The following is a 26702-nucleotide window of genomic DNA, read 5'->3' as shown; positions in this document are numbered from 1 at the left end:
AATTGAGGCAGGAGGCAGTTTTAAGTATATTTGAGGATAAAAATTAGAGATTTTATGTTCTCATCCTTATGTGAATTTAAGGTATTAATAACAGCAAATAGATTATTTTCGATAGGAAACCCGAAAAATCGTTATGTTGATATTTTAAGGAAATAAGATTATATAAACATGGAATTTCGAAAATAAACTTGTAGGAAAAGACTTATTATTCAAAAATTCATCGCTAAATAATTCTTCTTTTTTCATACTGTGTAAAATTTAAATTAGACAAAAAAATAACAGGGGGTCGCGACCCCTGTTATTTTTCTATATACACAGTTTATGGGATAGTCCTAATAAAAAAGTGAAGGACTGTTTAGCATCCTTCACTTATATCCAATTAATTTTCACCTTCCTTTTACCATATTAAAATCTATAAAAGAAAATAGAAAAATTAAATTATATTACTGCGCAACGAAACCTGACTGGGTAACAGTAGCAGTATTCCCTGATCCATTTTGCATAATAGAACTATTATGATTCATATCATTTTGAAGAACAGTAGCAGCGTTTCCATTACCACCCCACTGCTTAACCATACTCATATGTGCTGATCCGTTTTGGGTTACATCAGAGACATGGTCATTACCGTATTGATTTACTAAACTAAAGTTGTCATCACCTTCCTGACGAACTTTAGAATCATTATTTTCACCAAATTGTTTTGTTGCACTCCAGTTATCATTCCCCCACTGTCTGGTAAAGGCATCATTATCATCACCAATTTGGGTAACATAAGAGGTATTATCATTATAAGGGCCTTCACTAGTTGGATTTCCCTGAGAAACTTTACTACTATTGTCATTACCGGCCTGGTATAGGCTGGATAGATTACCATCACCCCACTGGTTTAGTAAAGAGTAATTATCATTGCCTGCCTGAACTACAGACTCTCGATTGCTTATATAGCCATTATTTCTAGAATCTGTCCTTTGGGTAGTTTCTATTTCGTTATCATTACCATGCTGCACTAAGAAAGAAAAGTTTCCATCTGTACTTCCTCCGTGCGCATTTTGATACAACCATACGGAGTTATCTTGCCCATCCTGCTTTACATATGCCTGATTGTTATCATTATGTTGCTCTACATTAGAAGTATTGCCATCACCCATTTGAGTTACAAAGGCTTTATTATCCTCTGCACCACCAGTTCCTTGCATAATGTCTGAATCATTGTCACTTCCATACTGCCAGGCCGAAGCAAAGTTGCGATCTCCATTTTGATCAATGTCGGAGTCATTTTCTTCTCCATACTGATGAACGTAAGCCCTATTGTTCTCTCCACTAGCAGCAACGTTATCGTTTACATCACCACGTTGTTGTACCGTTGAAGTATTTTCTCCTACTTGATTCACTTCGGCTACGTTTGCAGTAGTTTCCTGTGCTACCGAACTCATATTGCTACCTATCTGGTTTACCTGAGCATCATTAGCATTTCCGGTTTGTCCGACTGTACTTTCATTATTTTGAGCAAATCCAATTGCTCCAAACATTAGCGCTGACGCGCAAAAAATCACTTTTTTCATAATAAATAATTAAAGGTTATAAAATTGATTAAATAAAATTTTCATTAAAACTCAATTTTGGGGCAGGGCATATAGTGTCTCGTGACATTTTAACCAAATGAACATAAATCAGAGCCTAAGTTCATTTCAGGGGGGGCTTAAAATAGTAGGGAGTAATTGTAGGTATCGTATCACGTGAATTATCCGGGGCAGCAGGGGTGACAATTCTGGTGCTAATGTAGAAGTATTTTAACTTTTCAGTAATTTTTTTCGATGAATTGCGGCAATATTTGATGAATAGGAATACCCAATTTATTAAAGCACAGCTTCATAAACATGCCCTGTTTTTAAAAAACATGTAGGTTTTTTCTTACTTCCTTTGTATGCAAATTCTGGGAATTCATTTTACAATAAACCTAATTAATTAGAATATAATTAGTTGATTTTTAAATTTATATAAATCTGTATAAATCTGAAATTATGGTGAAAATCGGAAGCTATCATATAAAGAGTCAAAAGTTATAAAAAGTAGAATTTATCGGTGTAAGTTAAAAAGGAATATTCTTCACGTGAACAAACAAAACGCTATGGATATCAGAAATACATTAGTCATAAACAACTAAATACCAGCACGTTCAACAACTCGTTTTAGTACAAATAAGAAAATCTAAAAAAGTTGTGAAAAAGGGAACTATTTAATAATGCTCGTAGGAAATCACTTATATATAAATGGAAATTTTACGAAGCATTGCTGATTTTTTACCTTATATTTTTCCGATATCAAAGCAAAAGATAAAAGAAAACAGGGATATGATAATTTTATAACTAAACCTTATAAACTTTAAATTTACCAAGCAAAGGATATAATCAGAATCGAGGTATAGGTGGAAATTAACAAGCAAGCAATACAATGGCGCTCAAAAATGGAAAACCACGTGCTTTACACACGTGGTTTCTAATATTTATTTATTTGCTTACTGAGATTACCTAGTAAAAAGCAACTCCCTGTACTTAGTTAATGGCCATAGCTCATCATCTACCAAAAGTTCCAGTTTATCACAATGGTATCTTATTTCATCAAAATAAGGCTTCACATCATCACAATAAGCAAAGGCTCGTTTTTCAGAATCTTCTATCTTATTAGCCACTTTTCTTGCCTCTATCATAGCTTTAACTCCGCTGTTAATTTTAGCAATGTGTTCAGAAATCTCTTCAATGAGTTCCAGTTGCTCGTTAGAATGTTTCTTGAAGTCTTCGTTATAAATATGCTTCAGACCTTCTACGTTCTCAATAAGAATATTCTGGTAGCGAACTGCAGTCGGGATTACATGATTTCTGGCGATATCTCCAAGGATTCTACCTTCAATCTGGATTCGCATCGCGTAATCTTCCAATTCAATTTCGTGACGCGCTTCAAGTTCCACTTTGTTCATCACCTTCATTTCTTCATAAAGAGCGATTGTTTTCTCAGAAATCTGAGCTTTTAAAGCTTGCGGAGTAGTTCTGTTATTACTTAAACCACGTTTTTTAGCTTCCTTTTCCCAGGCTTCACCATAACCATCTCCTTCAAAACGGATGTTTTTGGATTTTTTGATGTATTCTCTAAGTACATTAAAAATAGCATCATCCTTCTTCATTTTCTTGCCTTTAATCAACTCATCAACTTCAGCTTTAAAGTCGTTTAGTTGCTTGGCCATAATAGTATTAATCACCGTCATTGGGTTCGCGCAGTTCGCGGTAGAACCTACAGCTCTAAATTCAAATTTATTACCGGTGAAGGCAAAAGAAGAGGTACGGTTACGATCGGTATTATCCAGTAAAATTTCCGGAATCTTCCCTACTACATTAAGTTTTAGTTCCGTTTTCTCTTGCGGAGAAAGTTTTCCGTCGGTTACTTTTTCTAATTCATCCAGCACCTCGGTTAACTGAGAACCAATAAATGCTGAAATAATTGCCGGTGGTGCTTCGTTAGCTCCCAACCTGTGATCGTTAGATGCACTGGCAATGGCCGCTCTCAACAACTCTTCGTTATCGTGAACCGCTTTAATAATATTGATAAAGAAAGTTAAGAATTGAAGGTTCTTCATTGGGGTAGAACCCGGTGCTAAAAGGTTTGTACCAGTATCTGTTGCCAAAGACCAGTTATTGTGTTTACCACTACCGTTAATTCCTGCGAATGGTTTTTCGTGCAGAATTACTTTGAAATGGTGTTTTTCGGCAATTTTGCTCATAATATCCATAATTAATGAATTATGGTCTACAGCAAGGTTACCTTCTTCAAAAATAGGTGCAAGCTCAAACTGATTTGGTGCAACCTCGTTATGACGCGTTTTTACCGGAATACCAAGTTTCATACATTCAATTTCCAGGTCACGCATATAGGCCAATACCCTTGATGGAATTGAACCAAAATAATGATCGTCTAATTGTTGTCCTTTTGCAGGAGAATGTCCCAACAAAGTACGTCCGGCCAAAGAAAGGTCTGGTCGGGTTGCTGCTAAAGCTGAATCAATAAGAAAATATTCCTGCTCCCAACCTAGGGTTGCAGTTACTTTTGTAACATTTTTATCAAAATACTTAGCTACTGAAGTTGCAGCTTGGTCTACAGCCTGTAATGCTCGTAAAAGTGGCGTTTTATAATCTAAAGCTTCACCTGTATAAGAAACAAAAATCGTAGGAATGCAAAGTGTTGTTCCCCAAAGAAAAGCAGGAGAAGTAGGGTCCCATGCAGTATAACCACGGGCTTCAAAAGTATTTCTAATTCCTCCACTTGGGAAACTAGAGGCATCTGGTTCTTGTTGTACCAAAGCTCCTCCACCAAATTTTTCTATTGCAGAACCATCGGCCTGAGTTTCAAAAAAAGCATCGTGTTTTTCTGCAGTTGCCCCCGTTAATGGTTGAAACCAGTGCGTGTAATGGGTTGCTCCTTTTGCAATGGCCCATTCCTTCATCCCGGTAGAAATATGGTCTGACACTCTACGGTCAATTTTCTTACCGGTTTTTATAGCTTCCATAACATTTTCGTAAGCTTCCTTGGTAAGGTATTGCTTCATGGAGGCTTCGTTGAACACATTTGTTCCAAAAAGCTCAGACCTTCTGGCCGGCTCTTTAATCTTAACCGGCTTGCGGTTAAAGGTTTCTTTTAAAGCTTCAAATCGTAAAGTTGACATATTGGTATGTTTGATAAATTTTAAATTTCAGCTACCAAATGTATGTATTTTTACAGACACCCCGTCAAATATCAACCCTCTGATTTAAATTTTTATGTATTCCTTAATATACCCCCTTAAAATTAACCCAAAAATGCAAGACCCGTAAAAATTACATAGCTCACAAATAAAATCACACCTTTGTATCTGGTGAAAAGAAATCTTTTTGGTACGAAAGCGAGCGGTGCTATGGCAAAAGAAATACCAATCATCCAGAAAATGTCGTTAGTAAGTATCTGATCTGACTGAATATAAATAGGTTGAATCATTGCAGTGATCCCTAAAACCGAAGCAATATTAAAAATATTAGACCCTATAAGGTTTCCAAGCGAAAGCGCTTTTTCCTTTTTTAAGGCTGCAATAACCGAAGCTGCAAGTTCGGGCACACTCGTACCTACCGCAATCATTGTAACCGAGATCACTCGTTCACTTACCCCTAACATGGTGGCAAGATCTACGGCCCCATCTACCAGCAATTCTGAGCCTCCCCAAAGTGCAACACCTCCTATTAATAACCACATTATCATTTTAAAGTTAGAAGTATCTTTAAGGGAATCGTCTATTCCTTCAACCGCAATTTCAGTTTTTCTACGAGATCTTCTTATTAATAAAATTAGAAAAACGATAAGGCCTATAAATAATAAGAGACCTTCCAAACGGGAGATATGTCCACCGGTATATAAAAAGTAGTAAAGTACAATAGAAAAAAGCATCATTGTCGGCCAGTTAAACCGGTAAAACTCCCTGTCTACAGAAATGGAAGTAATTATCGCCGTAATTCCCAGCACCAAACCTAAATTGGCAATATTAGAACCTATTACATTTCCAAGGGAAATATCAGAAAATCCACTTAAAGCGGCTTGTAAACTCACCAGAAGCTCTGGAGCCGAAGTAGCAAAAGATACCACCGTTAAGCCTATTACCATTCGGGAAATATTGAATTTAAAAGAGATAGCTACGGAAGCTCTAACTAAAAATTCTCCCCCTACCACTAACAAAGCAAGCCCAATAAGAATAAAAACAATACTCATCTAAAGTTTTTTTTGCGAAGATAAAAGAAACTACCAAGGTTTCATCATGAACATAAAATTGTTAACTTAACTATTTTTCTAGTATTAAAACTATTTTTATAGTTATATTTGAATTATGTTTAATAACCTAAATAAAATAATACCAGCCTGTATTCTTCTAATTGTAGGGATTTGCCAGGGACAAACACAGCTAAGTGGATTTGTTTACAGTGCTGAAGATTCTACGGCACTTTTTGGCACCTCGGTATATTTCGATGGCACCAGTATAGGGGTTTCAACAAATGAGGAGGGATTTTATAAAATTGCAAGTTCTAAAGAAAGTTCTTCTCCTTTAATTATTAGTTCTTTAGGATTTCAAAAGGTAACAGTTAGTAATTATTCCGGCCTTAATAAAATCCCTGATATTTATCTTAAAGAAAAAGCCGATAATCTAGATGCGGTTTTTGTAGAAACAGATCCTTGGAGCCGAAAGAAAAAATTGGAAATTTTTCAAAAGGAATTTCTGGGTAAGACAAGCTCAGCCAGTAAATGTAAGATTTTGAATGAAGAAGTTCTTGAGCTTAATTACCGCCCTTCTACTAAAACCCTGACAGCTCAAGCTAATCAGGATCTGATAATTAAAAATAGATATTTAAGTTATAATATAAAGTACAATTTAACGAATTTTGAAGTCAAATTCAGGACCGGAACGTCAGGGTTAAGCTTAGTTCATTCAGTTTATTATGAGGGGTCTAGCTATTTTGAAGAATTACGTAAAAACCCTCGAAAAAAAATTTTCAAAAACCGGAAAAATAGTTATTCCGGCTCTGGACTTCATTTTATGCGAGCTTTAGCCACAAAAAAATTGGTAGAAAATAATTTCAGGATTTTTCACGAGAAATTCCAGGTATCTCCTTACAAGTTTTTCGAAATAAATAATACAGGAAATTTCACGAAAGTAAAACTTCTTACCTCCAAAATAAGTATTCTTTATAAAGATTTGGAACAATCAGCTTTTCAGACAATAGGTAGTTTTATAATTGATGAAATGGGAAATCATTCACCCCCAAACTCTATAATTTTTAGTGGAGAAATTGCCCATAAACGAATGGCTGAAACCTTGCCTTTAAATTATAGAATCGAAAATTAACTACAATAATAGTATTTAAACTATTTTTTTCGTTAATTTTGAAATAACCAAACAAAATCATAAATGAAAAGATTAACTAATAAAGAAGAAGAAGTAATGCGTATTCTCTGGCAATTAGAGAAAGCATTTGTAAAGGAAATTATCCCGCTTATACAGGATAAAAAATATCATTATAATACGGTTTCAACTATTGTGAGGCATTTAGAAGACAAAGGCTTTGTAGCGCACAAAGCTTATGGGAATACGCATCAATACTATCCCATAATTTCTAAAGAGAAATACAGAAAACATATTATGAGCCTTACTTCAAAACGCTTTTTTGACAATTCTTATAAGAGTATGGTTTCCTTTTTCGCTAAAGAAGAGAAAATAAGTGCCAAGGAACTTAGGGAAATCCTTGAAATTATAGAAAAGGACAAAAAAGAATAACTTATGGAAGCATTTCTAAATTATCTTCTTAAAAGTGCCGGCCTGTTATGTATTTTTTATCTCGCCTATATTATTCTACTGAAAAAAGAAACCAATTTCCAGGTAAATCGCAGGTTTTTACTGGGTGGAATTTTAACCTCTGCAGTTTTACCTGCCATTTATTTTACCCGAAAAGTGACTGTGGAAGCCAGTAGTTTTTCCTTCAACGATGTTCCTGTGACTACCCATGTTTCTTCAGAAGATATTATATCAACTACTGGGACCTGGGAAATTTTAGGTGTAATTTATTTACTTGGTACGCTGTTTTTCCTGGTAAAAATTTCGGTGCAGCTTTTCAATATCCAAAAACTTATTAGACGAAGCCAAATACACAAAGCTGATGGTTTTAGCTTTCTCAAAACAGAGGCTACCGTAAGTCCTTTTTCGTTCTTTCAATTCATCGTTTACAATCCGGCCGCGCATTCAGAAAAAGATTTGCAAATGATCCTGCAGCACGAAAAAATACACGCTGCGCAATGGCATTCTACAGACATTCTAATTGCTAATCTCACTACTGCCCTACTCTGGTTTAACCCGTTAAGCTGGTTGTATAAAAAGAGCGTGGAACAAAACCTGGAATTTATTGCCGACAGGGAAACTGTGGCTATTTCGGGCGCAAAAAAATCGTATCAACAAGCCCTGGTAAAAGTTTCTATTGCCAACTTACAACCGGCGCTCACTAATCATTTTTATCATTCATTTATCAAAAAACGAATTCTTATGCTAAATAAAAAACCATCTAAAAACTCCGGACTTTGGAAAATAAGCCTTGTTTTTCCTTTTGTCCTGGCTTTTATGCTAACTTTTAATGTCAAGACCGAGGCCCGCATTACTCCTTCAGATGACAAAAAATTTCAGAATATCAATATTGAAGAAGATCAAAAACTATTAGAAGCTCATTTTTCAGAAAACACTTCAAAAGAAGATCTTCAAAACTACCAGGATGCATTCGCTGAAAAAAATGTAAAACTTCAGTGGAAAGACATTCAGTATTCAGATAATAAACTTAAAAATATTCATATAACCTATACTTTAGAAACTGGAGACAGCCGTCAATTTCAGTCAGAAACTAATGATGATGGGAACTTATTAGCGTTTAAAATTGGTGCCCGATTTCATGACAACAGTAAAATAGCTTTTATTTCAATTAGTAATAAAAAATTAGGCGAACCCGTTAATTCTCAATTAATTGCACAAGAGGTTCCGCCAATAAAGCACAAAAAACTACCTGAAAATTTAGTTTATAAAATTGATGGGGAAATAGTTTCTATAGCAGATGCAGAGAGATTAAACCCGGAGGAAATAGCCGAAATGCAGGTGCTTAAGGGAGAAGAGGCAATAGATGACGTTGGGAAGAAAGGTGAGAATGGGGTGATACTTATCACTACAAAAACTTCAAAAAACCTTCAGGAGATTCCTGGCAATCCAATTTATATCCTAAACGGCGAAAAAAGTAAAAAGGACATTATAGAGCTAATTGATAAAAGTTTAATTAAGAGCGTGAATGTTCTAAAAGGCGAAAGCGCAATTTCTCTTTATGGCGAAGAAGCCAAAGAGGGGGCGGTAATTATTACTACAAAAACTTTAGATAAAGGAAATAATAAAACCCTAAACGGAACTGGTTCTATTAATGTTCAGGAAAAGGAAAACAGGTTTCAGAAGAAATCAGATTACAAAATAATGACCGGCAACAGTTTCAGTCTTTCTGATTCGGATGATCTAAACGCTTTTCAGAAATATGAGAAAAATAAAAAATCCGGTCAGGTAACGGGATATGGCGTTAAAGCGAATGTTTTCACGTATGAACGGAAACAACCTTCTCCTTTAGTTATAATTGATGGAAAAAAGAAAAGTGCCGAGTTTATGAAAGAGGAACTGCAACCGGAAAACATCGAGAACATTAATGTTCTTAAAGGTAAAGCTGCATTAGAAAAATATGGAGAAGATGCTGAAGATGGGGTAATTGAAATTATTACTAAATCACCTTCAGATACAAAGCAGAACTAAAATATAGTATTAACTAACCCAGCGATCAACTATGTACAAAATTACTTTAAAATGTATTCTTGTTTTATCCATTTTTTTCATCTCAATTAAATCCTTTGCTCAGTTAGGGGTTAGTTTTCATCAATCTAATTTACCTTTTGTAGGAATAAGTTATGAGATAAATAATAAGTTTCTTCCTGAGCTTAGAATTGGTGCCGATAATTATATAGAAGATACAAGCCTGGAATTTGCCGTTAATTATATTTTTAAACGAAATGAAATAGTTAATATCTATGCCGGTGTTGGTGGAAGAATTGGGAGTTTAGAAGGTATAGTTGTCCCCGTTGGTTTAAATATTTATCCTTTTGAGAAAAAGAATTTTGGCTTTCAAATTGAATTAGCACCAATTTTAAGAGAATCAAGTGTTCTAAGAGGCAGTGGTGGAATAAGATACAGATTTTGAAATTAGAAACTTACTAGGAATAATTTTTCTTTTCATTTAAATTTGAATTAAAGGCAGGCTCATTCCCTGCCTTTTTCTTTTGCCTGATTTTCAATATCTTTGAAGTAAACCGCTTTGGAGCATACTCAAGAATTACGCTCCGGGCATTTAAATCTCGATGATCGAGTAAACCAACCCACAATGAAAAAGAAAATTTTTAAAGCACTTTCAAAACTTAATAAGAAATTCCTGCCTAGTTATACTAAAAAGGAACTAGACCTTAGAAAAGCCAGTAAAGTACAAATGGCCATTATTGGCTGGAAATCCTGGGTTACCCGGAATTCTTTAGATTAAAAAAAGCCCTTAAAATTATTTTCAAGAGCTTTCTGTAAAATATTAAAATCGTTTTTTTACTTACTCATTTCTTTAGCTTTCTCTTCCAGTTTTTTCACATCAGTAGGATACGGATTTTCTTTTAAGGTTTTTGCTAAATGCACCAGGTTGTGTGCCATAAGCAACATCATGTTATTGGTGAATTCGTGTTTATTCCCTCCTGCTTCAATATAACTTGGTCCGGGGCCAGCTTCACCAACGTAATAACAAAATCCGTTCACGGGCACCGTAAATCCGTGTTCAGAAAGATCAAAAACCATACTGGAAATTGCTTTTTTAGCACCGTCTTCGTTACCATCTACCATAACTCCGGCCACTTTATTATAGGTTGGGAATTGCCCGTTTTCTTCGCTTCCCTCTTCCATTATTCCATCAAAACGTTCTGCAACCATTTTTGCAACAGCACCACGATCTCCACGCCAAATTGGTGTAGCAAGAATTAAAATATCGGCGGTCTTAACCTTCTTTAATATTTTAGGCCATTCATCTCCATTTTCTTCATCAGAGGTAACACCAAATTTCACATCATGGTCTACCACGCGAACAATTTCGGTATAAACATCAAGATCTTTAAACACCTTTTCGGCTTCTTCAATAAAGGCCTCGGTATTAGAAGTTTTAGGAGATTTTTTAAGGGTACAATTCAAAAATAAAGCTTTCAGTTTCATAATTTAGATTTTATGGTTTACACTGCAACTTATTAAAAAGCCAAACCTAAAGCAGTTAAGGCTTGGTTAAACCTACCTTAGTGTTTTGTTAGAAGCCCTATATTTATGGTAAAGTATTAATTATGATGAAGAAATACCTTTTACTTAGCATTTTTTGTTTTTCGGTATTAAGCCTTAATTCTCAATCCTGGAAAACACTTCCTGCCAATGAAGAAGCACAGGAACGCCACGAAAATGCCTTTGTACAGGCAGGAAAGCGGTTTATTTTAATTGGGGGTCGCGGTAATAAACCAATTGATATCTACGATACCGAAAACCAGAAATGGAAAAAAGGCGCACAACCTCCCCTGGAAATTCACCACACCCAGGCGGTGAGTCTGGACGGACTGGTATATATTTTAGGTGCTTTTACCGGCGGCTGGCCAGATGAAGACCCTATCCCTCATATTTACATTTACGATCCATTGGAAGATCTTTGGATCAAAGGCCCGGAAATCCCTGCAGATAGAAGGCGCGGTGCAGCCGGGGTTGTAGTAAAAGATAAAAAGATCTATTTAATAAACGGAATTACCAATGGGCATACTTCGGGCTGGGTAAACTGGTTTGATGAGTATGATGTTTATAATAATAAATGGAAAAAACTTCTAAATTCGCCTAATGAACGCGATCACTTCCAGGCGGTAATAACCGGGGATATACTTTTTGTTGCCGGCGGAAGAAAATCGGGAAGTGTTGAAGGAAACGGATTTGCCGGTACGGTAAAAGCCACAGATGTTTACGATTTTGAAGCCGAAGAATGGAAAACTATTTCTGAAATTCCTACGCCAAGAGGCGGTACAGCGGTTGGTCTTTTAGATCATAATCCTGTGATTTTGGGAGGTGAAAGCGATGCGCAGGAAGAAGCTCACAACGAAGCTGAAATCTTTGATTTTGCCGAAGGAAAATGGGATAGCCTGCCCCCTTTAAAAGAAGGCCGGCACGGCACCCAGGCAATCACTATTAATAAACAAATTATTATTGGCGCAGGAAGTGGAAACCGTGGCGGCGGCCCCGAACTAAATTCTTTTGAGGTTTTTGCGCAAGACAATTCCCTTAATTTTAGTACCGATGCTATCCTTGCGGGTGAATTAAGAGCCTCAGAAGACAATCTTGATTTTTCAAAAGAAGAAACTAAAAGTCTTCGAATTTCTCATAAAGGCGGCAACCAGGCCATTGTGATTACCAAAATAAACATTAGCGATAACTTCAATATTGTAAACAAGAAAAGTCTCCCTTTCATTTTAGCCCCACGTTCAGAATTTGAACTCAAAATAAAAGGAAATCAAAATACAGGAGAATTAATTATTAAAAGAGCGGGTAAAAAAGAAGACCTTAAAGTAACGCTGAATAGGAAAAACGATAAATAGTATTTTAATCTTAATTATAAATCAAATAAATTTGCATTCTAAATAAAATAAAACCGAGACCTAGACAGAAATTAAACTAGAACAAGCGTTAAAATTGGATTAAACCCTAGTTAAAAATTCTATTGAAAATTATTTTTGCATATTATAGAAAAATCGCTTTTAAACTGCATAGTATTAATTGATGAGCAAAACTAAACCAGGTACTCCGGTAAAAAGACTTTGGAATTTACTTAAATTAGACAAGCGAGATGTAAGCCATATTCTATTTTATGCACTTTTTGCCGGTTTAATCAATTTAGCAGTTCCCTTAGGAATCCAGGCAATTGTAAATTTAATCCAGGGAGGAAAAGTTAGTACCAGCTGGGTTATTTTAGTGATTTTAGTTACCCTCGCAGTAGGCTTGGTTGGAGTCTTCGAACTACTGCAACTTAGATTGGCAGAAAATATTCAACAAAAAATTTTTACCCGTTCCAGTTTTGAGTTTTCTTATCGTTTCCCAAAAATTAAAAGCGAAGCTTTACAAAATATCTATCCGCCAGAATTGGCAAACCGATTCTTTGACACCATAAAAGTTCAAAATGGAGTAAGTAAGATTTTGCTGGATCTTCCGGCAGCCACAGTTCAGGTTGTTTTTGGAGTTATCCTGCTCTCTCTTTATCATCCGTTCTTTATTTTATACGGATTATTACTGGTGCTATTACTTTATATAGTTTTTAAGTTTACCGCTGAAAAAGGTTTAAAAACCAGCTTAGACGAATCGAAGAACAAATACCAGGTTGCTCACTGGATCCAGGAAGTGGCCCGTAATTTAAATAGTTTTAAAATTTCTGGCCGAAGCAGGCTGGCGCTGGATAAAAACGATAGACTTACCGAAAAATACCTAAGAGAACGGGAAGAGCATTTTGGTGTTCTTAAAATTCAATACATCAAACTGATTGTTTTTAAAGTTCTGGTAGCCGGCGGTCTGCTGGCTATTGGAGGAATGTTGGTTCTAAATCAGCAAATGAATATTGGTCAATTTGTAGCCGCCGAGATCATAATTTTATTGATTATTTCTTCAGTAGAGAAGATGATACGCGGCCTTGAGGATATTTACGATACCCTTACCTCTCTGGAAAAATTGGGACAGGTTGTAGATAAACCCTTAGAACCTGCCGAAAATCAGAATTCTGTAAACCCGGTAAATGGTATTAAATTAGAATTTAAAGACGTGGCATTTGAACCTGAAGGTTATTCGGTTTTAAAGGGAATTAATTTTACGATTAATCCTGGAAAGTATCTGGTCATTACCGGCCCGCCAGGAAATGGAAGAACCAGCCTTTTAAAACTAATTGCCGGTATTTTTAGCCCTACAAAAGGTAAGATTTACATAAACGATCTTGCCCGTCATACCCTGGTTTTAAATGAATACAGGCAATATCTCGGCACTTTATTACCAGATGAAATTCCATTTGAAGGCAGTCTTTGGGAGAATATAACTTTTGGAGATGAATCTATTTCAGATCAGGATATAGATTGGGCATTAGAACATTCGGGCTTAAAGGAATTTGTAAGAGAGCAAAATAACGGCATTTACACTCAAATTCATCCTGAAGGGAGGTATTTGTCTACGCTTATTTCACAAAGAATAATCCTGGCCAGGGCTATTGTGAAAAAGCCCGCAATACTTATTTTAAAAGAACCTTTTACAAAATTTGAACCTCAGGAAAAGAAAAGGATATTGAAGTTTTTAACCGATCCGCAGCATAAATGGAGCTTAATTGTAGCCAGTAATGATGATTTATGGAAAGATATTTGTGATGAGCGCCTGGAATTAGAGGACGGCAAAATCGTTAAATCCCTGTAGATATGCTGAATATTTCTGAAGAAAAATTAAATGAACGCATAGATCTTTCTGATTCAAGATCGGGGAAATTCGTATTTAATAGAAAGCACTACACCATCTTCAATAAGGTGCTTATTGGAATGTTCTTATTATTTATAATTATTCTCTTTCTCCCCTGGACGCAAAATATAAGATCCAGCGGAAATGTTACCACGCTAAGTCCTGAACACCGCCCGCAAACCATACAATCTCCCATTCCGGGCAAAATTGAACAATGGTATATTGACGAAGGTGATTTTGTAAATAGAGGAGACACTATTTTGAGAATTTCAGAGGTAAGCAGTGATTATTTTGATCCTCTATTAATCAATAGAACTTCCAGCCAAATAGATGCAAAAAGCCAGTCGGCTGATTCGTATGACCAAAAGATTAATGCACTCAGGCAGCAATTAGACGCGCAGCAGCAGGAACGCGAGTTAAAACGAAGTATGGCTACTAATAAGCTGGCGCAAGCCGGCTTAAAAGTTCGAAGCGATAGTATAAAACTGGAAGCAGCCAAAACCGAAGTAGAAATTGCCAGAACGCAATTTGAACGTATGCAAACCCTGCAGGAAGAAGGTCTGAAATCTTTAACCGATTTAGAAGCAAGACGTTTAAGATTGCAGGAAGCCCAGGCGCAATTAATAGCCCAGGAAAATCAACTTTTAGCCAGCCGAAATGAAGTAATAAATGCTGAAATTGAAATCAACCGTATTTCTGCTGAATATGCTGATAAAATTTCTAAAACCCGGCAGGAAATTTTTACCACACAAAGTAACCAGTTTGGTACCCTCGCTGAAGTTGATAAACTTCAAATTCAGCTTTCAAATTACGAACAACGCAGCAGTTTATATTATATCCTCGCGCCCCAGGATGGTTATGTAAATAAAGCACTGCGCGCCGGTTTAGGTGAGACTTTTTCCCAAGGAGAACAATTAGTTGGTATAATGCCTTCCAACTATCAAATGGCTGTAGAAACTTATGTAAGGCCCCTGGATTTGCCATTAATTCACGTTGGCGAAGATGTACGTATTCAATTTGATGGTTGGCCTTCTATTATTTTTAGTGGCTGGCCCAACCTTTCTTATGGTACTTATGGTGCCGAAGTTGTAGCGGTAGAAAATTATATTTCTAAAAATGGTAAATACCGTGTACTTCTTGCGCCAGATCCTGAAGATAATCCCTGGCCCGAGCAGATTGGTATCGGCAGTGGCGCGCAAACCATCGCCCTCTTAGAAAATGTTCCAATTTGGTATGAATTATGGCGAAACCTAAATGGTTTCCCACCTAACTATTATGAACCAGAAACGGGTGGTAATACCGAAAATCAAGCTGCAAAAAATAATAATAAAAAGTAGACAAATAAATGCGCTTTGTACACTATTTTACTATCCTGTTTTTTATTTGTTCTTCGGCAATTGCCCAAACAGACAGCCTGAGTTATACCGAATTTTTAGATATTGTAATAAGCGAACATCCCGTGGTTAGCCAGGCCGGTTTAGTGAGAAATATTGGTGATGCCGAGGTACAATCAGCAAGAGGCGCATTTGATCCTCGGTTTGAAGTAGATTATAAGGAAAAAGAGTATAAAGGAACCGAATATTACGATCTTCTTGATGCACAACTACAGGTACCTATGTGGTACGGAATAAAATTAAAAGGCGGATTTCAGCAAAATCAAGGCACGTATGTAAATCCGCAAAATAAAGTACCGGAGGCCGGTTTATTTCAGGCTGGGGTAGTTTTATCTGTTGGAGAAGGACTTTGGATTAACTCCCGAATGGCGGGCTTACGCAAAGCCCAGGCATACCGGGAACAAAGTCGTGCTGAGCAGCAATTAATAATAAATGATATTCTTCTTGATGCTTCTTTTGTGTATTTTGATTGGTTACGGGCACACCAGAAACTACAGATTTTTGAGGATTTCCTGGAAAATGCAAATGAACGCTACCGCGGAATCAGGCGCGGCGCCCAGACGGGCGAAGTTGCTGGTATAGATACTGTAGAAGCAAGTCTAAATATTCAAAAGCGAAGATTGCAGGCCAATCAGGCCTTGGTAGAACTCAGAAAAAAAAGACTGGAACTTTCTACCTATTTATGGAATCAGGATCAACCACTTATTCTGGAGGAACAGGTGTCTCCGGTAAGTACCGAAGAAGTTTTTCGTACCTTAATTTCTGAAATTCCGGAAGCAAACTTAGACACCCACCCGCAATTAGAATTTTACAGGCGAAAAATAGAAGCGCTTCAGATAGAAAAACGTTATCGAATTAATCAGCTATTACCAAAGATTGATCTGGAATATAATTTCCTTTCAGAAGAACCCGATAATTTTGAAACTTTTAATGCCAGTGCTTACAAAGCAGGTGTGAAATTCTCAATGCCTTTATTCTTAAGAAGGGAACGAGGCGACCTCAAGATAGCTGAATACGAATTACAGGATGCCAGACTGGAGCTCAATCTTAAAGATAACCAGCTACAAGCCAAGATTAACGCCCTAGAACAACAACTACAGGCCTTTCTAGAGCAAATTGAAATGACAGAACAAATGGTTGTGGACTCCAACGTCTTACTTCAGGCTGAAGTGCGTAAGTTCAATTTCGGAGAAAGTTCAATCTTTTTAATCAATACCCGCGAAACCCGGTTTATTGAAGCCAGGCTGGAACAATTAGATCTTCAGGTTAAATATTTAAAAACCCAGGCAGAATATCTTCAGGCCTTGGGGGGAAACCCAGTTCAGTAAATTTTATCTGATATCATTTAGGTTTCTCCTACCAAAATTTATTATTCGTAACTTTATAAATAATCAAAATATTAAAATTATGAACAATAAAATTTTAAAATCCGTTGCTTTTTTAAGTGTTTTTCTTTTCATGGTTTCCTGCGGGGAAAGTTCAGATGTTGTTGAATCTGGAACTTACCAGGGAACAATAGAAGAAGTGGAACCTTCTAAAGATGAAATCTATGTAAAAATAGATGATAATAAAACTTTGGAACTATATTTTAATGATAATACTCAATTAACCAGAGATGGTAATACTGTAGAGTTTTCAGAATTAGAAAAAGGACAGAAAGTTGAAGTTAAAGTTGAAAAAACGGAAAAAGGTTTAGATCCCATTTCTGTAAAAATCATGGAGTAATTTTCTAACCATTAACGAATAATTTCATCTTAAACGATTCTTAGCTATATAAAAAAAGCACCGCCAGCGCGATGCTTTTCAGTATAAAATTTAAGCTATTTTTTAGTGTACAATAATCGCATCGGCAGTTCCATCAGGATCTCCGTTTACGGTACCGTCTGTAGAGGCACTACCTAATAATAAAACTCCGGCAGCGTGTGGTGATGCCATAGAAGTTCCGCTTATAGAATTATAACCACCGCCTTTCCAGGTAGAATTAACAGCAACTCCAGGAGCAGCATAATCTACCGGTGGGTTCCCGTAATTAGAGAAAGAAGCCCAGTTATCGTTAGAATCCATTGCAGAAATTGTTACAATATTTGTTCCGTTCACTCTCGCAGGAGAACTGGTATTCGCATCAGAACTTTCATTTCCGGCTGCAAGGGCGAAAATAATTCCATTTTCTGAAGCTGAAAGTACAGCATTATCCAACGCATCTGAAGTTGGTCCGCCAAGGCTCATATTAGCAACATCGCCTGCACTACCGTAAGCAGCAACGTGATCTACACCGGCTATTACACCAGAGTAAGAACCGCTACCACGACTATCCAAAACTTTTACCGGAATTACTAAAGCTCCCGGAGCTACACCTACGACTCCAAAATCATTATTTAAAGCTGCGATGGTTCCGGCAACGTGCGTTCCGTGACCATTTCCATCATCGGTTGATTTTCCGTCTTTTCCTGAGGTAAAAGCATTGAAGCCTCTTGAAGCATCTACATTAAGATCAGGATGGTCTGTGTCAATCCCGCTATCAATTACCCAGGCCACGTTAGATCCAGTGTAAGAAGCTACACCATTAACACGTGTAATTCCGTAAGGTACATCTTGAGAAGAGTCTCCTCCCCCATCGTCTCCATCGCCCGGATCTTCATCACAAGGCCCGCCGTTTGGCGTTCCACAAGGCGGAGCGAATTGTACAATTCTATTTTCCTCGATAAAAGCGATTTCTTTTTTACCTCTTAAAGCTTCAACCTGCTCCAGGCTAAGTTTTAGCGCAGCGCCATTAATTGTTTTACTGTAAACTGCTAAAAGTTCGGTATCAGGAATATTAGCTTCAGATAAGACTCTCTTAGTAGTGTTCGCTACTTCCTCCTGGGCTTTGGTATAACTTTCCGGATATTTTGAAGAAGCATTTCCGGTAACATCTTCATTAAAAACCACGATATACTGGCCTTCAATAATATCGGCTGAAGAAGGAGCTACCAGTTCTTCATCCATAGATTGTTCCCGTGCTTCGTCCTGAGAACATGACACAAAAAAAGCGGCAGCTATGGCAGTTACCGCGAACGATTTAAAATTTTTTAAATTCATAAAAATAAAATGTTTGATTAATTAAAGGTTAATAGATTCGTCTAAACTATCACTATATCGACAATTTCCAAACTTTTATCGTAATAATTTGATAATATCATTATTGAATTTTTGAAATTTTTTGTTGAAATCTACTGTTTCTAGTAGTTCTATAAGCTTGAAATATATTTTATTCCTATAAGTGTAATCCTACTAAAATTTAAATTCTTTTGTACGGATTCTTAAAAACCTGATCTGCATCATAGGATACTAATAAACATTCCCGTATGCGCCCTTATCAATCAGGCTTTTATGTAACAAAAGTAGCTTTCCACAGCTAACCCACGTCCTAATTTTGTCATCAAATTAGAAATAAAAATTGTTTGAGTTTTTACTCAAAGCACTAAAAATCTTGAATGATGAACAAGCTACACCAGTATTTTAAAAAATCCTTGATAGTAATTATGGAAGCCTTGGTTTTTACCCTGCAACCTACACCAATAGAACCTAAAGCTTTGCTAATAAGGGTTCACAATATTAACCTTAAAAATAATCAATCATGAAGACCATCTTAGTATTAGGAGCCGGACAAGGCGGAATTGTAACTGCCAGGGAATTGAGCAGACATAGCGGGAACGAAGAAGATATCAACCTGGTAAAGATCCTGGTTTTCGAAAAAGAGGAAACCAATGTGTATTCCCCTTCTCTCCCATGGGTGATGGTTGGAAAAAGCAAACAGGAGGAGATCACAGAGCGTATACATAGGCTGGATGCTTCGGGGCTGGAGGTTATTAAAGGAGAAATAGAGAACATAGATCCTAAAAATATTGCTGTGACTGTTAAAGGAAAGCAGTACAAGGGAGATCATATGGTAGTTTCTCTTGGAGTTGCACAAACAGATGCTTTTGACCTCCGGAAATACGGCTTCAATTTCTTCACCCTAAAAGGAGCTCAAGATTTTTATACTCAATTGAAAAAATTCGCCGGAGGTGAAATTGCTATTTTGGTCTCTTCCCTTCCGTTCAAAAGCCCGGCAGCACCTTATGAGGCAGCTATGCTTATAGAAGATTATGTTGGAAAGAACAACCTCCTTAAAAACACCACTGTTTCCCTTTACACTCCTGAAGCAGGCCCTATGGAATTCGCAGGGGCTGAAGCTTCACAGGAACTAAGGGAGCTGCTGGAGAAGAAAGGGATCAAATATTATCCAAACTACGAGTTGAAAATTGTTTCAGGAAATTCGCTGGAATTCAGCAATGGTGAAATTTATTCTTATGATCTTCTGGCATATACTCCAAAGCACCTGCTACCCGAGGTGATCAAAACGAGTGATTTAGCAGGAAAATCAGGGTGGGTAGATGTCGATAACAAAACGCTGGAAACCAAATTTTCAAATGTTTACGCGATTGGTGACATCACCCACGTGACAGCTAAAAATGGATCTGTGCTACCAAAGATCGGGGTTTTTGCAAGGCAGCAGGCAGCTGTTGTAGCCCATAATATTGACAGAAAACTGGCTAACCAGAAGCCTGACCAAACATTCGTGCCCGAAGGAAAATACTTTATCGAAGTCGGGAAAGGAAAAGCCAGTGAGACCGGAGGAAGATTTTCGGTTACCGGGAAGAATGATGTGAAAATGAAAACTCCCGCCCAATGGGGACACTTTTCCAAATGGTGGGATGAGAAATCCTGGTTCTTCAAAAACTTTTAACCAGAAAATGTAAACGAAACGATGAAGAATAAATATATAATAATGATACTGGCTTTACTGCCGGGACTGTGGTTACAGGCCCAGGAAACGAAGCCAATCTCCCGGAGCGAAGCCATACAGCTGGTAAAGGAAAATAACAGGAAGATCAAGATATCGCAGCAGGAATTCCTCGAATCAAGGGGAGACTACCGGCAAACGAATTCGATCTTTTTGCCGAATGTGGCAGTATCCCATACCGGGATGACCACAACGAATCCATTGATGGCTTTTGGATCTAAACTTAACCAGGGAATAGTTACCCAAGAGGACTTTAATCCTGACTTTTTAAACAACCCCGAGAGGATCGACAATTTTGCTACAAAGATCGAAGTAGAACAACCACTTATCAATGTGAATGGGATCTACCAGAGAAAAGCGGCTAAAAAGAAGATGGATGCAACTGCTTTACAAACGGATCGTACCGTAGATTATATGGTGCTGGAGGTGGAAAAAGCCTATATGCAGCTGCAACTTGCGCAGCAGGCTGTAACAGTTCTGGAGAGTGCACAAAAAGCAGCACTTGCCAATAAAAAACTGGCGAATGACAGCTATAAACAGGGATACCTGCAACGATCTGATGTGCTTTCCGTGGAGATCAGAGTTTCTGAAGTGAATAATCAGCTGCAGTATGCGAAGAGTAACGTGATCAACGCATCCGATTATTTGGCGTACCTCTTAAACGAACCTGTAAATACCATTTTTGAGCCTACAGATCCTTTGGAAGTTTCGGTACCTGTTCAGGGAAATTTAGAGACTGTTTCTCCGGACCGGGCAGATATCCGGGCGATGGAACTGGCTACTGAGGCTTACGGCGAAATGCTGCAGGCAGTTAAGATGTCTTTCCTGCCCCGCCTTAATGCCTTTGGAAGCTATGAACTTTACGATGACGAGGTCTTTGCCGGGGATGCCAGCGGATATCTTGCGGGAATTCAGCTGAAATGGGACGTGTTTGAAGGTTATAAGCGCTTCGGAAAGCTTCAGAAAAGCAGGGCAACCTATGAAAAAGCAAGGCTGGAATACGATTCGTATGTTTCCAGGAGCGAGATGGAAAAGAACAGGGCCAGCCGTGCCGTTAAGGATGCTGAAAATAACCTCAACCTAACCCGCTTGGCGCTGGAACAAGCTGAAGAATCTTTGCGCATACGTTCCAATAGGTTCGAGCAGGGCCTTGAGAAAACCAGTGACCTGCTTACAGCCGAAGCACAATTTTCCCAGAAACAACTGGAATACGCACAAACCATTTTTGAATACAATTACGCACAGGCACAACTTGAATTTTTAAATAAATAACAGTCACTTATGAAAACTAAATTATATATCCTGAGTCTTTTGGGAGCAACAACCCTACTCTTTAGTTGCGGAGATTCACCAGAGCAAAATACTGCAGAAAATGCCCCGGCAGTGGAAGTTACCGTGAAAACCCCTTCAAGATCTGATCAATCTTTCCTCACTTTTAGCGGAAAAATAGAAGCTGTTGAAAATGCCACTTTAAGCACCCGAAATATGGGTTATGTCACCCGGGTGAATGCCAAAGTGGGAGATGAGGTGAAAAAAGGTGAGCTGCTAATCGAAATAAACAATGCCGACTTACAGGCAAAGCGGGCACAGGTGAATGCAGGAATCACTGAAGCTACCGCAGCTTTCAATAATGCCGAAAAGGATTTTGAACGCTACAAGTCTTTGTTTGAAGACAACAGCGCTACCCAAAAGGAAATGGATGACATCACCGCGAGGTATGAAATGGCAAAAGCAAGACTTGAAGGCGCAACCCAGCAAAAGAACGAGATCAACGCACAATTTGCCTATTCCAATATTGTAGCTCCTTTTAATGGGGTGGTTACAGCTAAGAATGTGGAGGTTGGTGATATGGCAAATCCCGGAATGCCGCTACTCAACCTGGAAGTTCCCGGAAAATTTGAAGTAAAGGCGAGTGTGCCGGAATCTGAAATAGCTTCAGTTAAACAGGGAACAGAAGTCGATGTACTGGTGAAATCTTCCGGAGAAACCTTAAAAGGAATAGTTTCAGAAATAAGCACTTCCGCCAGGAATTCAGGAGGACAGTATGTTGTAAAAGTAGCCCTGGAGGAGACAGATGCCTCGATCTATTCGGGAATGTATGCCAGCGTTCAGTTCCCAACCACCGCTAGGGAAAACAGCGAGGTTGTTTTAATTCCGGCTTCAGCCCTTGTTACGCGTGGGGATCTGCACGGAATTTATACACCAAGCCAGCAAAACACAGCCATTTTAAGATGGGTGCGACTAGGCAGAACGGTTGGGGATGAGGTGGAAATACTTTCAGGCCTTAATGCAGGGGAGTCCTATATCTCTACCGCCGAAGGAAAATTATATAACGGGACCAGGCTCGAAATTCGGTAAGCCTTCAGCAATAAAACTACTACGAAATGAGAGAAGGATTAGCAGGCAAAATTGCCAAAGGCTTCATGGATTCGAAACTTACGGTACTTCTAATGATCGTGTTTATGGTCATTGGAGTCTACAGTTCATTTTTGATCCCAAGGGAAGAAGAACCCCAGATAGACGTACCAATGGCCGACATCTTTGTTGGTTACCCTGGTGCGAGCCCAACAGAACTTGAATCGAGGGTGATACGACCGCTTGAGAAAATGGTTTCCAATATTCCCGGGGTAGAATATATCTATTCCACTTCAATGAAGGAAAAGGGAATGGTGACCGTACAGTTCCTGGTGGGTGAAGATATCGAACGCTCCTATGTGAAGCTCTATAATGAACTTATGAAGCATATGGACCAGATGCCCCAGGGCTCGACGATGCCGCTGGTAAAGACCCGTGCCATTGACGATGTTCCCGTGCTGGGCCTCACGCTATGGAGTGAAACTTATGATGATTACCAGCTTAGGCAAATTGCCAATGAACTTACGCACGAGATCGAAAAGGTGCCCGATGTTTCCATTACCAACAAAATCGGTGGCCGTAGCAGGCAGGTGCGCGTGGTGCTTGATAAGGAAAAAATGGCTGCCAGCGGAGTGGATTTCCTTGGTGTTTCTAAAATGATCCAGGCCAGCAATCAGCAACTTTCCTCCGGAAGTTTTAATCAGAATGACACTGAATTCTTCGTAAACACCGGAAGTTTCCTGGAGTCTGCTGAAGATGTGGAGAACCTTATTATTGGATCTCAGCAGCAACAGCCGGTCTATCTGTACCAGATTGCTGAAGTGATCGAAGGACCTGAATTACCAAAGGAATATGTCTCTTTTGGCTACGGAAAAGGCTCTGCAGTCGGAAGTGATTTTTCTTCAGAATATCCTGCGGTGACCATTTCGGTGGCTAAGATCAAAGGTGCAGATGCTATGAAAATAGCCGATGTGATCCTCGACAAAGTAGAACATCTGAAGACAAATCTTATTCCCGATGATGTTCACGTGGAAGTTACCCGAAACTATGGGGAAACAGCTTCTCACAAAGTTTCCGAACTACTACTGCATTTGATCGGTGCCATAATAGCGGTTACCCTGGTGGTGATGCTGGCAATGGGCTGGCGTGGCGGATTGGTGGTTTTCCTTTCGGTCCCCGTGACCTTTGCGCTTACGCTGCTCAGTTACTATTTATTGGATTACACGCTTAACAGAATTACCCTTTTTGCTCTGGTATTCGTAACAGGGATTGTGGTTGATGATTCTATTATCATAGCCGAAAATATGCACCGGCATTTCAAGATGAAACGGCTGCCCTTCAAGCAGGCTGCTCTTTATGCCATCAACGAAGTAGGAAACCCGACTATCCTTGCAACCTTTACGGTAATTGCTTCGGTATTGCCAATGGCTTTTGTGAGCGGATTGATGGGACCTTATATGAGCCCGATGCCTATTGGAGCTTCCATTGCAATGATCCTGTCTCTGTTCGTGGCGTTAACAATAACACCTTACCTAGGCCTTATCTTTTTGAGAGAAAAAAGCAAAGGTAAGGAGACTGTAGAGGAAGAATCCACAGAACAGATCGAAGACACCAGAATCTATAAGATCTACAATAAACTTGAAAGACCGCTTATTGACAACAAAAGGACCCGTTGGATCTTCCTGGGTACGACTATGCTGTTGTTGCTGGGCTCGGTTGCCTTGTTCTTTACCAAATCGGTTGCCGTGAAAATGCTGCCCTTTGACAACAAAAACGAATTCCAGGTGGTGATTGATATGCCAGAGGGCACAACTTTGGAAAGAACAGCAACGGTCTCAAGAGAAATAAGTCAATACCTGTCTAAAAGACCGGAAGTGGTGAATTATCAGAGTTATGCGGGAACATCGGCTCCAATAACCTTCAACGGACTCGTAAGGCATTATGATCTGCGAGGAGCAAGCAACACTGCAGATATCCAGGTAAACCTGAAAGACAAGAGCGAAAGAAGTGAGCAAAGCCATGACATTGCAAAATTGCTAAGGCCGGATATTCAGAAAATCGCGACAAAATTTGATGCGAATGTGAAGATCGTGGAAGTTCCTCCGGGACCTCCTGTAATGTCTACGATCGTTGCGGAAGTCTACGGACCCGACTACGACAAGCAGATGGAGATCGCTGATAAAATTCAAGGAATCCTTAGAAAAACTCCCGATGTGGTGGATGTAGACTGGATGGTAGAGGCAGACCAGATTGAATACCATTTCGAGATCGACAAGGAGAAGGCAATGCGCTATGGAATTGCTCCGCAGCAAATTGTGCATACGATGAATGCAGCACTGGGAGAAAGAGCAGTGGCACATTTGTATGATGAAGATGCTACCCAAAGAGTGGAGATCATTCTGGCCCTGGCAGAACAGGAAAAATCTACTCCTGTAGATATTTCTCAGATCAAGATGGTATCGCAAACCGGACAAATGGTGAGTGTGGCCGATCTTGTTCAGATCGAGGAACAAGTTAGGGAAAACAGTATTTTTAGAAAGAATCAAAAACGTGTGGTATACGTAATGGCCGATATGGCCGGGGAGCTAGAAAGCCCCGTATATGCTATCCTCGGAATGGAAGATAAACTGAAAGAAATCGAGCTTCCGGCGGGGTATGAACTTGATGAACTCTACATACAACAACCCGAACTGGAAGATGATTATACAGTAAAATGGGATGGTGAATGGCAAATTACTCTGGAGGTATTCAGAGATCTGGGAATAGCATTTCTTGGGGTGATCTTCATCATCTACATCTTAATAGTAGGATGGTTCCAGAACTACCGTGCACCTATCGTGATGATGGTGGCCATTCCGCTTTCCTTAATTGGGATCGTGCTGGGCCACTGGATTATGGGAGCTTTCTTTACCGCTACCTCCTTTATAGGGATGATCGCCCTTGCAGGAATTATGGTAAGGAACTCGGTGTTGCTTATCGACTTCGTAAACCTGCGACTGGAGGACGGAGTACCGTTGAAACAGGCCGTGATAGAAGCCGGTGCAGTGCGTACCACTCCGATTCTTTTAACCGCGGGAACGGTTGTAATAGGAGCATTTGTGATCCTCTTCGACCCGATCTTCCAAGGGTTGGCGATCTCCCTTATGGGAGGAACTATTGTCTCGACTATTCTTACGTTGTTGGTAGTGCCCTTAGTGTACTATATGATTGAGCGCAAGAAGTATGAAGCCCGGGATGAAAAGCCGGTGGTTGTAGAAGAAAAGGAACCGGTTGAAGTGAAATAGTTATGAGTTGTGTGTCGCGCTTTCCGCCTTGCCCTGCCCTAAAGGGAGGCGGAGAGGAGTAGCACGCAATCAAATTCAACAACAACCTTGAACATTAAACTTTGAACTTTAAAGTCTTAGATTATGAAACTACTAATAGTCACAAGTGTTGCAGAATTTCAGAAAGAGATCCTCAACATCTTTAAAAAGGCAAATATTGAAGCCTTTAGCCGCACAGAAATAGACGGCTATAAAAGTTCGAATTCGGTAATAGCCACTATGAGCTGGTTTCCCGGAGAAAAAGGTGGAAACGAATCTCTTATGTTTTTCTCTTTCACCGAAAAAGAAAAGATCGACCTGCTGTTCGAACTGGTTTCAGAATTCAATAAAAATCTGGAAACCAATAACCCCATAAGGGTGGCAGTGGTCAACATTGAAAATTATATCTAATCCAAAATTTATCTAAAATGAAAAACAGAGTTGTACGTGGAATTGCAGGAACATTTGTCCTGGTAAGCTTGCTTTTAGCCGTCTATGTAAACATAAATTGGTTGTGGTTTACCGCTTTTGTAGGGGCAAACCTCCTTCAATCTTCCTTAACCCACTGGTGTCTTATGGATAAGATACTGGAAAGGCTCGGAGTGACAGATGAAATCAGACCCGACCAGAAGTGCTAACACTTTTGGGAAAATCAATATAAAAAG

At 38.8% G+C, this 26702-nt stretch carries 22 protein-coding genes; 17 read left to right on the top strand and 5 right to left on the bottom strand.

Translation table 11 applies throughout. The features are described from left to right. Positions 1-443 precede the first annotated feature (443 nt). The 3 genes from B5X53_RS03095 to B5X53_RS03085 all read right to left on the bottom strand — a co-directional run bounded on the left by B5X53_RS03095 (position 444) and on the right by B5X53_RS03085 (position 5784). Positions 444-1565 carry a hypothetical protein gene (locus B5X53_RS03095; RefSeq protein ID WP_079711782.1) on the bottom strand — a complete coding sequence of 374 codons (1122 nt, stop codon included), beginning with the start codon at positions 1563-1565 and terminating at the stop codon, positions 444-446. Positions 1566-2527: 962 nt separating this feature from the next. Next, positions 2528-4714, bottom strand: coding sequence for a glutamine synthetase III family protein (locus tag B5X53_RS03090; protein ID WP_079711781.1), 2187 nt, complete (start codon positions 4712-4714; stop codon positions 2528-2530). 122 nt (positions 4715-4836) lie between these two features. After that, entirely contained in the window at positions 4837-5784 is a 948-nt protein-coding gene (locus B5X53_RS03085; RefSeq protein WP_079711780.1) for a calcium/sodium antiporter, read from the bottom strand. Positions 5785-5899: 115 nt separating this feature from the next. Here B5X53_RS03085 and B5X53_RS03080 point away from each other — a divergent pair, with 115 nt between their 5' ends. From B5X53_RS03080 to B5X53_RS03060, 5 genes are all read left to right on the top strand, one after another. Beyond that, positions 5900-6913, top strand: a complete 1014-nt coding sequence (locus tag B5X53_RS03080; protein WP_079711779.1) for a carboxypeptidase-like regulatory domain-containing protein — start codon at positions 5900-5902, stop codon at positions 6911-6913. A gap of 63 nt (positions 6914-6976) precedes the next feature. Beyond that, a complete protein-coding gene (locus B5X53_RS03075) occupies positions 6977-7342 on the top strand; it encodes a BlaI/MecI/CopY family transcriptional regulator (protein WP_079711778.1) in 366 nt (121 codons plus the stop codon). A gap of 3 nt (positions 7343-7345) precedes the next feature. After that, a complete protein-coding gene (locus B5X53_RS03070; RefSeq protein ID WP_079711777.1) occupies positions 7346-9388 on the top strand; it encodes a M56 family metallopeptidase in 2043 nt (680 codons plus the stop codon). A gap of 31 nt (positions 9389-9419) precedes the next feature. Continuing rightward, positions 9420-9830 (top strand): hypothetical protein, encoded by a 411-nt coding sequence (locus tag B5X53_RS03065; protein ID WP_079711776.1) that lies wholly within the window; start codon positions 9420-9422, stop codon positions 9828-9830. A gap of 180 nt (positions 9831-10010) precedes the next feature. Further along, the gene (locus tag B5X53_RS03060) at positions 10011-10163 is read left to right on the top strand and encodes an SsrA-binding protein (protein ID WP_079711775.1); all 153 of its coding nucleotides are present in this window, start codon (positions 10011-10013) and stop codon (positions 10161-10163) included. A gap of 56 nt (positions 10164-10219) precedes the next feature. Here the strand turns inward: B5X53_RS03060 and B5X53_RS03055 are convergent, their stop codons facing one another. After that, positions 10220-10870 carry a flavodoxin family protein gene (locus B5X53_RS03055; protein ID WP_079711774.1) on the bottom strand — a complete coding sequence of 217 codons (651 nt, stop codon included), beginning with the start codon at positions 10868-10870 and terminating at the stop codon, positions 10220-10222. Positions 10871-10992: 122 nt separating this feature from the next. Between B5X53_RS03055 and B5X53_RS03050 the strand changes: the two genes are divergently transcribed. The 5 genes from B5X53_RS03050 (at position 10993) to B5X53_RS03030 (ending at position 17280) form a co-directional block, all read left to right on the top strand. Next, positions 10993-12276, top strand: coding sequence for a Kelch repeat-containing protein (locus B5X53_RS03050; RefSeq protein WP_101023049.1), 1284 nt, complete (start codon positions 10993-10995; stop codon positions 12274-12276). 181 nt (positions 12277-12457) lie between these two features. Next, a complete protein-coding gene (locus B5X53_RS03045; RefSeq protein WP_079711773.1) occupies positions 12458-14122 on the top strand; it encodes a peptidase domain-containing ABC transporter in 1665 nt (554 codons plus the stop codon). 2 nt (positions 14123-14124) lie between these two features. Further along, a complete protein-coding gene (locus B5X53_RS03040) occupies positions 14125-15498 on the top strand; it encodes an HlyD family secretion protein (RefSeq protein WP_079711772.1) in 1374 nt (457 codons plus the stop codon). An 8-nt stretch (positions 15499-15506) separates the two neighbouring features. Beyond that, the gene (locus tag B5X53_RS03035) at positions 15507-16883 is read left to right on the top strand and encodes a TolC family protein (RefSeq protein WP_079711771.1); all 1377 of its coding nucleotides are present in this window, start codon (positions 15507-15509) and stop codon (positions 16881-16883) included. Between the two features lie 79 nt (positions 16884-16962). Further along, positions 16963-17280: a hypothetical protein gene (locus tag B5X53_RS03030; protein WP_079711770.1), complete on the top strand. Its 318-nt coding sequence runs from the start codon at positions 16963-16965 to the stop codon at positions 17278-17280. Positions 17281-17382: 102 nt separating this feature from the next. On the opposite strand, the gene B5X53_RS03025 is transcribed toward B5X53_RS03030, so the two are convergent. Next, positions 17383-18633: a S8 family peptidase gene (locus B5X53_RS03025; RefSeq protein ID WP_079711769.1), complete on the bottom strand. Its 1251-nt coding sequence runs from the start codon at positions 18631-18633 to the stop codon at positions 17383-17385. Positions 18634-19028: 395 nt separating this feature from the next. Between B5X53_RS03025 and B5X53_RS19000 the strand changes: the two genes are divergently transcribed. From B5X53_RS19000 to B5X53_RS02995, 7 genes are all read left to right on the top strand, one after another. Then, positions 19029-19175, top strand: a complete 147-nt coding sequence (locus tag B5X53_RS19000; RefSeq protein ID WP_157822090.1) for a hypothetical protein — start codon at positions 19029-19031, stop codon at positions 19173-19175. Further along, a complete protein-coding gene (locus B5X53_RS03020; RefSeq protein ID WP_079711768.1) occupies positions 19172-20323 on the top strand; it encodes an NAD(P)/FAD-dependent oxidoreductase in 1152 nt (383 codons plus the stop codon). Before B5X53_RS19000 ends, B5X53_RS03020 begins: the two co-directional genes overlap by 4 nt. A gap of 21 nt (positions 20324-20344) precedes the next feature. Further along, positions 20345-21652, top strand: a complete 1308-nt coding sequence (locus tag B5X53_RS03015) for a TolC family protein (protein WP_079711767.1) — start codon at positions 20345-20347, stop codon at positions 21650-21652. Positions 21653-21661: 9 nt separating this feature from the next. Continuing rightward, a complete protein-coding gene (locus B5X53_RS03010; RefSeq protein ID WP_079711766.1) occupies positions 21662-22738 on the top strand; it encodes an efflux RND transporter periplasmic adaptor subunit in 1077 nt (358 codons plus the stop codon). Between the two features lie 26 nt (positions 22739-22764). After that, positions 22765-26019, top strand: a complete 3255-nt coding sequence (locus B5X53_RS03005) for an efflux RND transporter permease subunit (protein ID WP_079711765.1) — start codon at positions 22765-22767, stop codon at positions 26017-26019. 123 nt (positions 26020-26142) lie between these two features. Further along, complete coding sequence (locus B5X53_RS03000) at positions 26143-26448, top strand: hypothetical protein (RefSeq protein WP_079711764.1); 306 nt, start codon at positions 26143-26145, stop codon at positions 26446-26448. A 17-nt stretch (positions 26449-26465) separates the two neighbouring features. Further along, positions 26466-26675: a YgaP family membrane protein gene (locus B5X53_RS02995; protein ID WP_079711763.1), complete on the top strand. Its 210-nt coding sequence runs from the start codon at positions 26466-26468 to the stop codon at positions 26673-26675. Positions 26676-26702: the final 27 nt, after the last annotated feature.

Origin of the sequence: Salegentibacter salinarum (assembly GCF_900168115.1) — a bacterium.
GTDB lineage: Bacteria > Bacteroidota > Bacteroidia > Flavobacteriales > Flavobacteriaceae > Salegentibacter > Salegentibacter salinarum.
This window is presented reverse-complemented; position numbering and strand designations above follow the sequence as displayed.

Bases quoted from the DNA above. Each gene is read 5' to 3' on its own strand.
- B5X53_RS03095 (WP_079711782.1), bottom strand. From the start codon at position 1,565: ATGAAAAAAGTGATTTTTTGCGCGTCAGCGCTAATGTTTGGAGCAATT.
- B5X53_RS03090 (WP_079711781.1), bottom strand. From the start codon at position 4,714: ATGTCAACTTTACGATTTGAAGCTTTAAAAGAAACCTTTAACCGCAAG.
- B5X53_RS03085 (WP_079711780.1), bottom strand. From the start codon at position 5,784: ATGAGTATTGTTTTTATTCTTATTGGGCTTGCTTTGTTAGTGGTAGGG.
- B5X53_RS03080 (WP_079711779.1), top strand. From the start codon at position 5,900: ATGTTTAATAACCTAAATAAAATAATACCAGCCTGTATTCTTCTAATT.
- B5X53_RS03075 (WP_079711778.1), top strand. From the start codon at position 6,977: ATGAAAAGATTAACTAATAAAGAAGAAGAAGTAATGCGTATTCTCTGG.
- B5X53_RS03070 (WP_079711777.1), top strand. From the start codon at position 7,346: ATGGAAGCATTTCTAAATTATCTTCTTAAAAGTGCCGGCCTGTTATGT.
- B5X53_RS03065 (WP_079711776.1), top strand. From the start codon at position 9,420: ATGTACAAAATTACTTTAAAATGTATTCTTGTTTTATCCATTTTTTTC.
- B5X53_RS03060 (WP_079711775.1), top strand. From the start codon at position 10,011: ATGAAAAAGAAAATTTTTAAAGCACTTTCAAAACTTAATAAGAAATTC.
- B5X53_RS03055 (WP_079711774.1), bottom strand. From the start codon at position 10,870: ATGAAACTGAAAGCTTTATTTTTGAATTGTACCCTTAAAAAATCTCCT.
- B5X53_RS03050 (WP_101023049.1), top strand. From the start codon at position 10,993: ATGATGAAGAAATACCTTTTACTTAGCATTTTTTGTTTTTCGGTATTA.
- B5X53_RS03045 (WP_079711773.1), top strand. From the start codon at position 12,458: ATGAGCAAAACTAAACCAGGTACTCCGGTAAAAAGACTTTGGAATTTA.
- B5X53_RS03040 (WP_079711772.1), top strand. From the start codon at position 14,125: ATGCTGAATATTTCTGAAGAAAAATTAAATGAACGCATAGATCTTTCT.
- B5X53_RS03035 (WP_079711771.1), top strand. From the start codon at position 15,507: ATGCGCTTTGTACACTATTTTACTATCCTGTTTTTTATTTGTTCTTCG.
- B5X53_RS03030 (WP_079711770.1), top strand. From the start codon at position 16,963: ATGAACAATAAAATTTTAAAATCCGTTGCTTTTTTAAGTGTTTTTCTT.
- B5X53_RS03025 (WP_079711769.1), bottom strand. From the start codon at position 18,633: ATGAATTTAAAAAATTTTAAATCGTTCGCGGTAACTGCCATAGCTGCC.
- B5X53_RS19000 (WP_157822090.1), top strand. From the start codon at position 19,029: ATGATGAACAAGCTACACCAGTATTTTAAAAAATCCTTGATAGTAATT.
- B5X53_RS03020 (WP_079711768.1), top strand. From the start codon at position 19,172: ATGAAGACCATCTTAGTATTAGGAGCCGGACAAGGCGGAATTGTAACT.
- B5X53_RS03015 (WP_079711767.1), top strand. From the start codon at position 20,345: ATGAAGAATAAATATATAATAATGATACTGGCTTTACTGCCGGGACTG.
- B5X53_RS03010 (WP_079711766.1), top strand. From the start codon at position 21,662: ATGAAAACTAAATTATATATCCTGAGTCTTTTGGGAGCAACAACCCTA.
- B5X53_RS03005 (WP_079711765.1), top strand. From the start codon at position 22,765: ATGAGAGAAGGATTAGCAGGCAAAATTGCCAAAGGCTTCATGGATTCG.
- B5X53_RS03000 (WP_079711764.1), top strand. From the start codon at position 26,143: ATGAAACTACTAATAGTCACAAGTGTTGCAGAATTTCAGAAAGAGATC.
- B5X53_RS02995 (WP_079711763.1), top strand. From the start codon at position 26,466: ATGAAAAACAGAGTTGTACGTGGAATTGCAGGAACATTTGTCCTGGTA.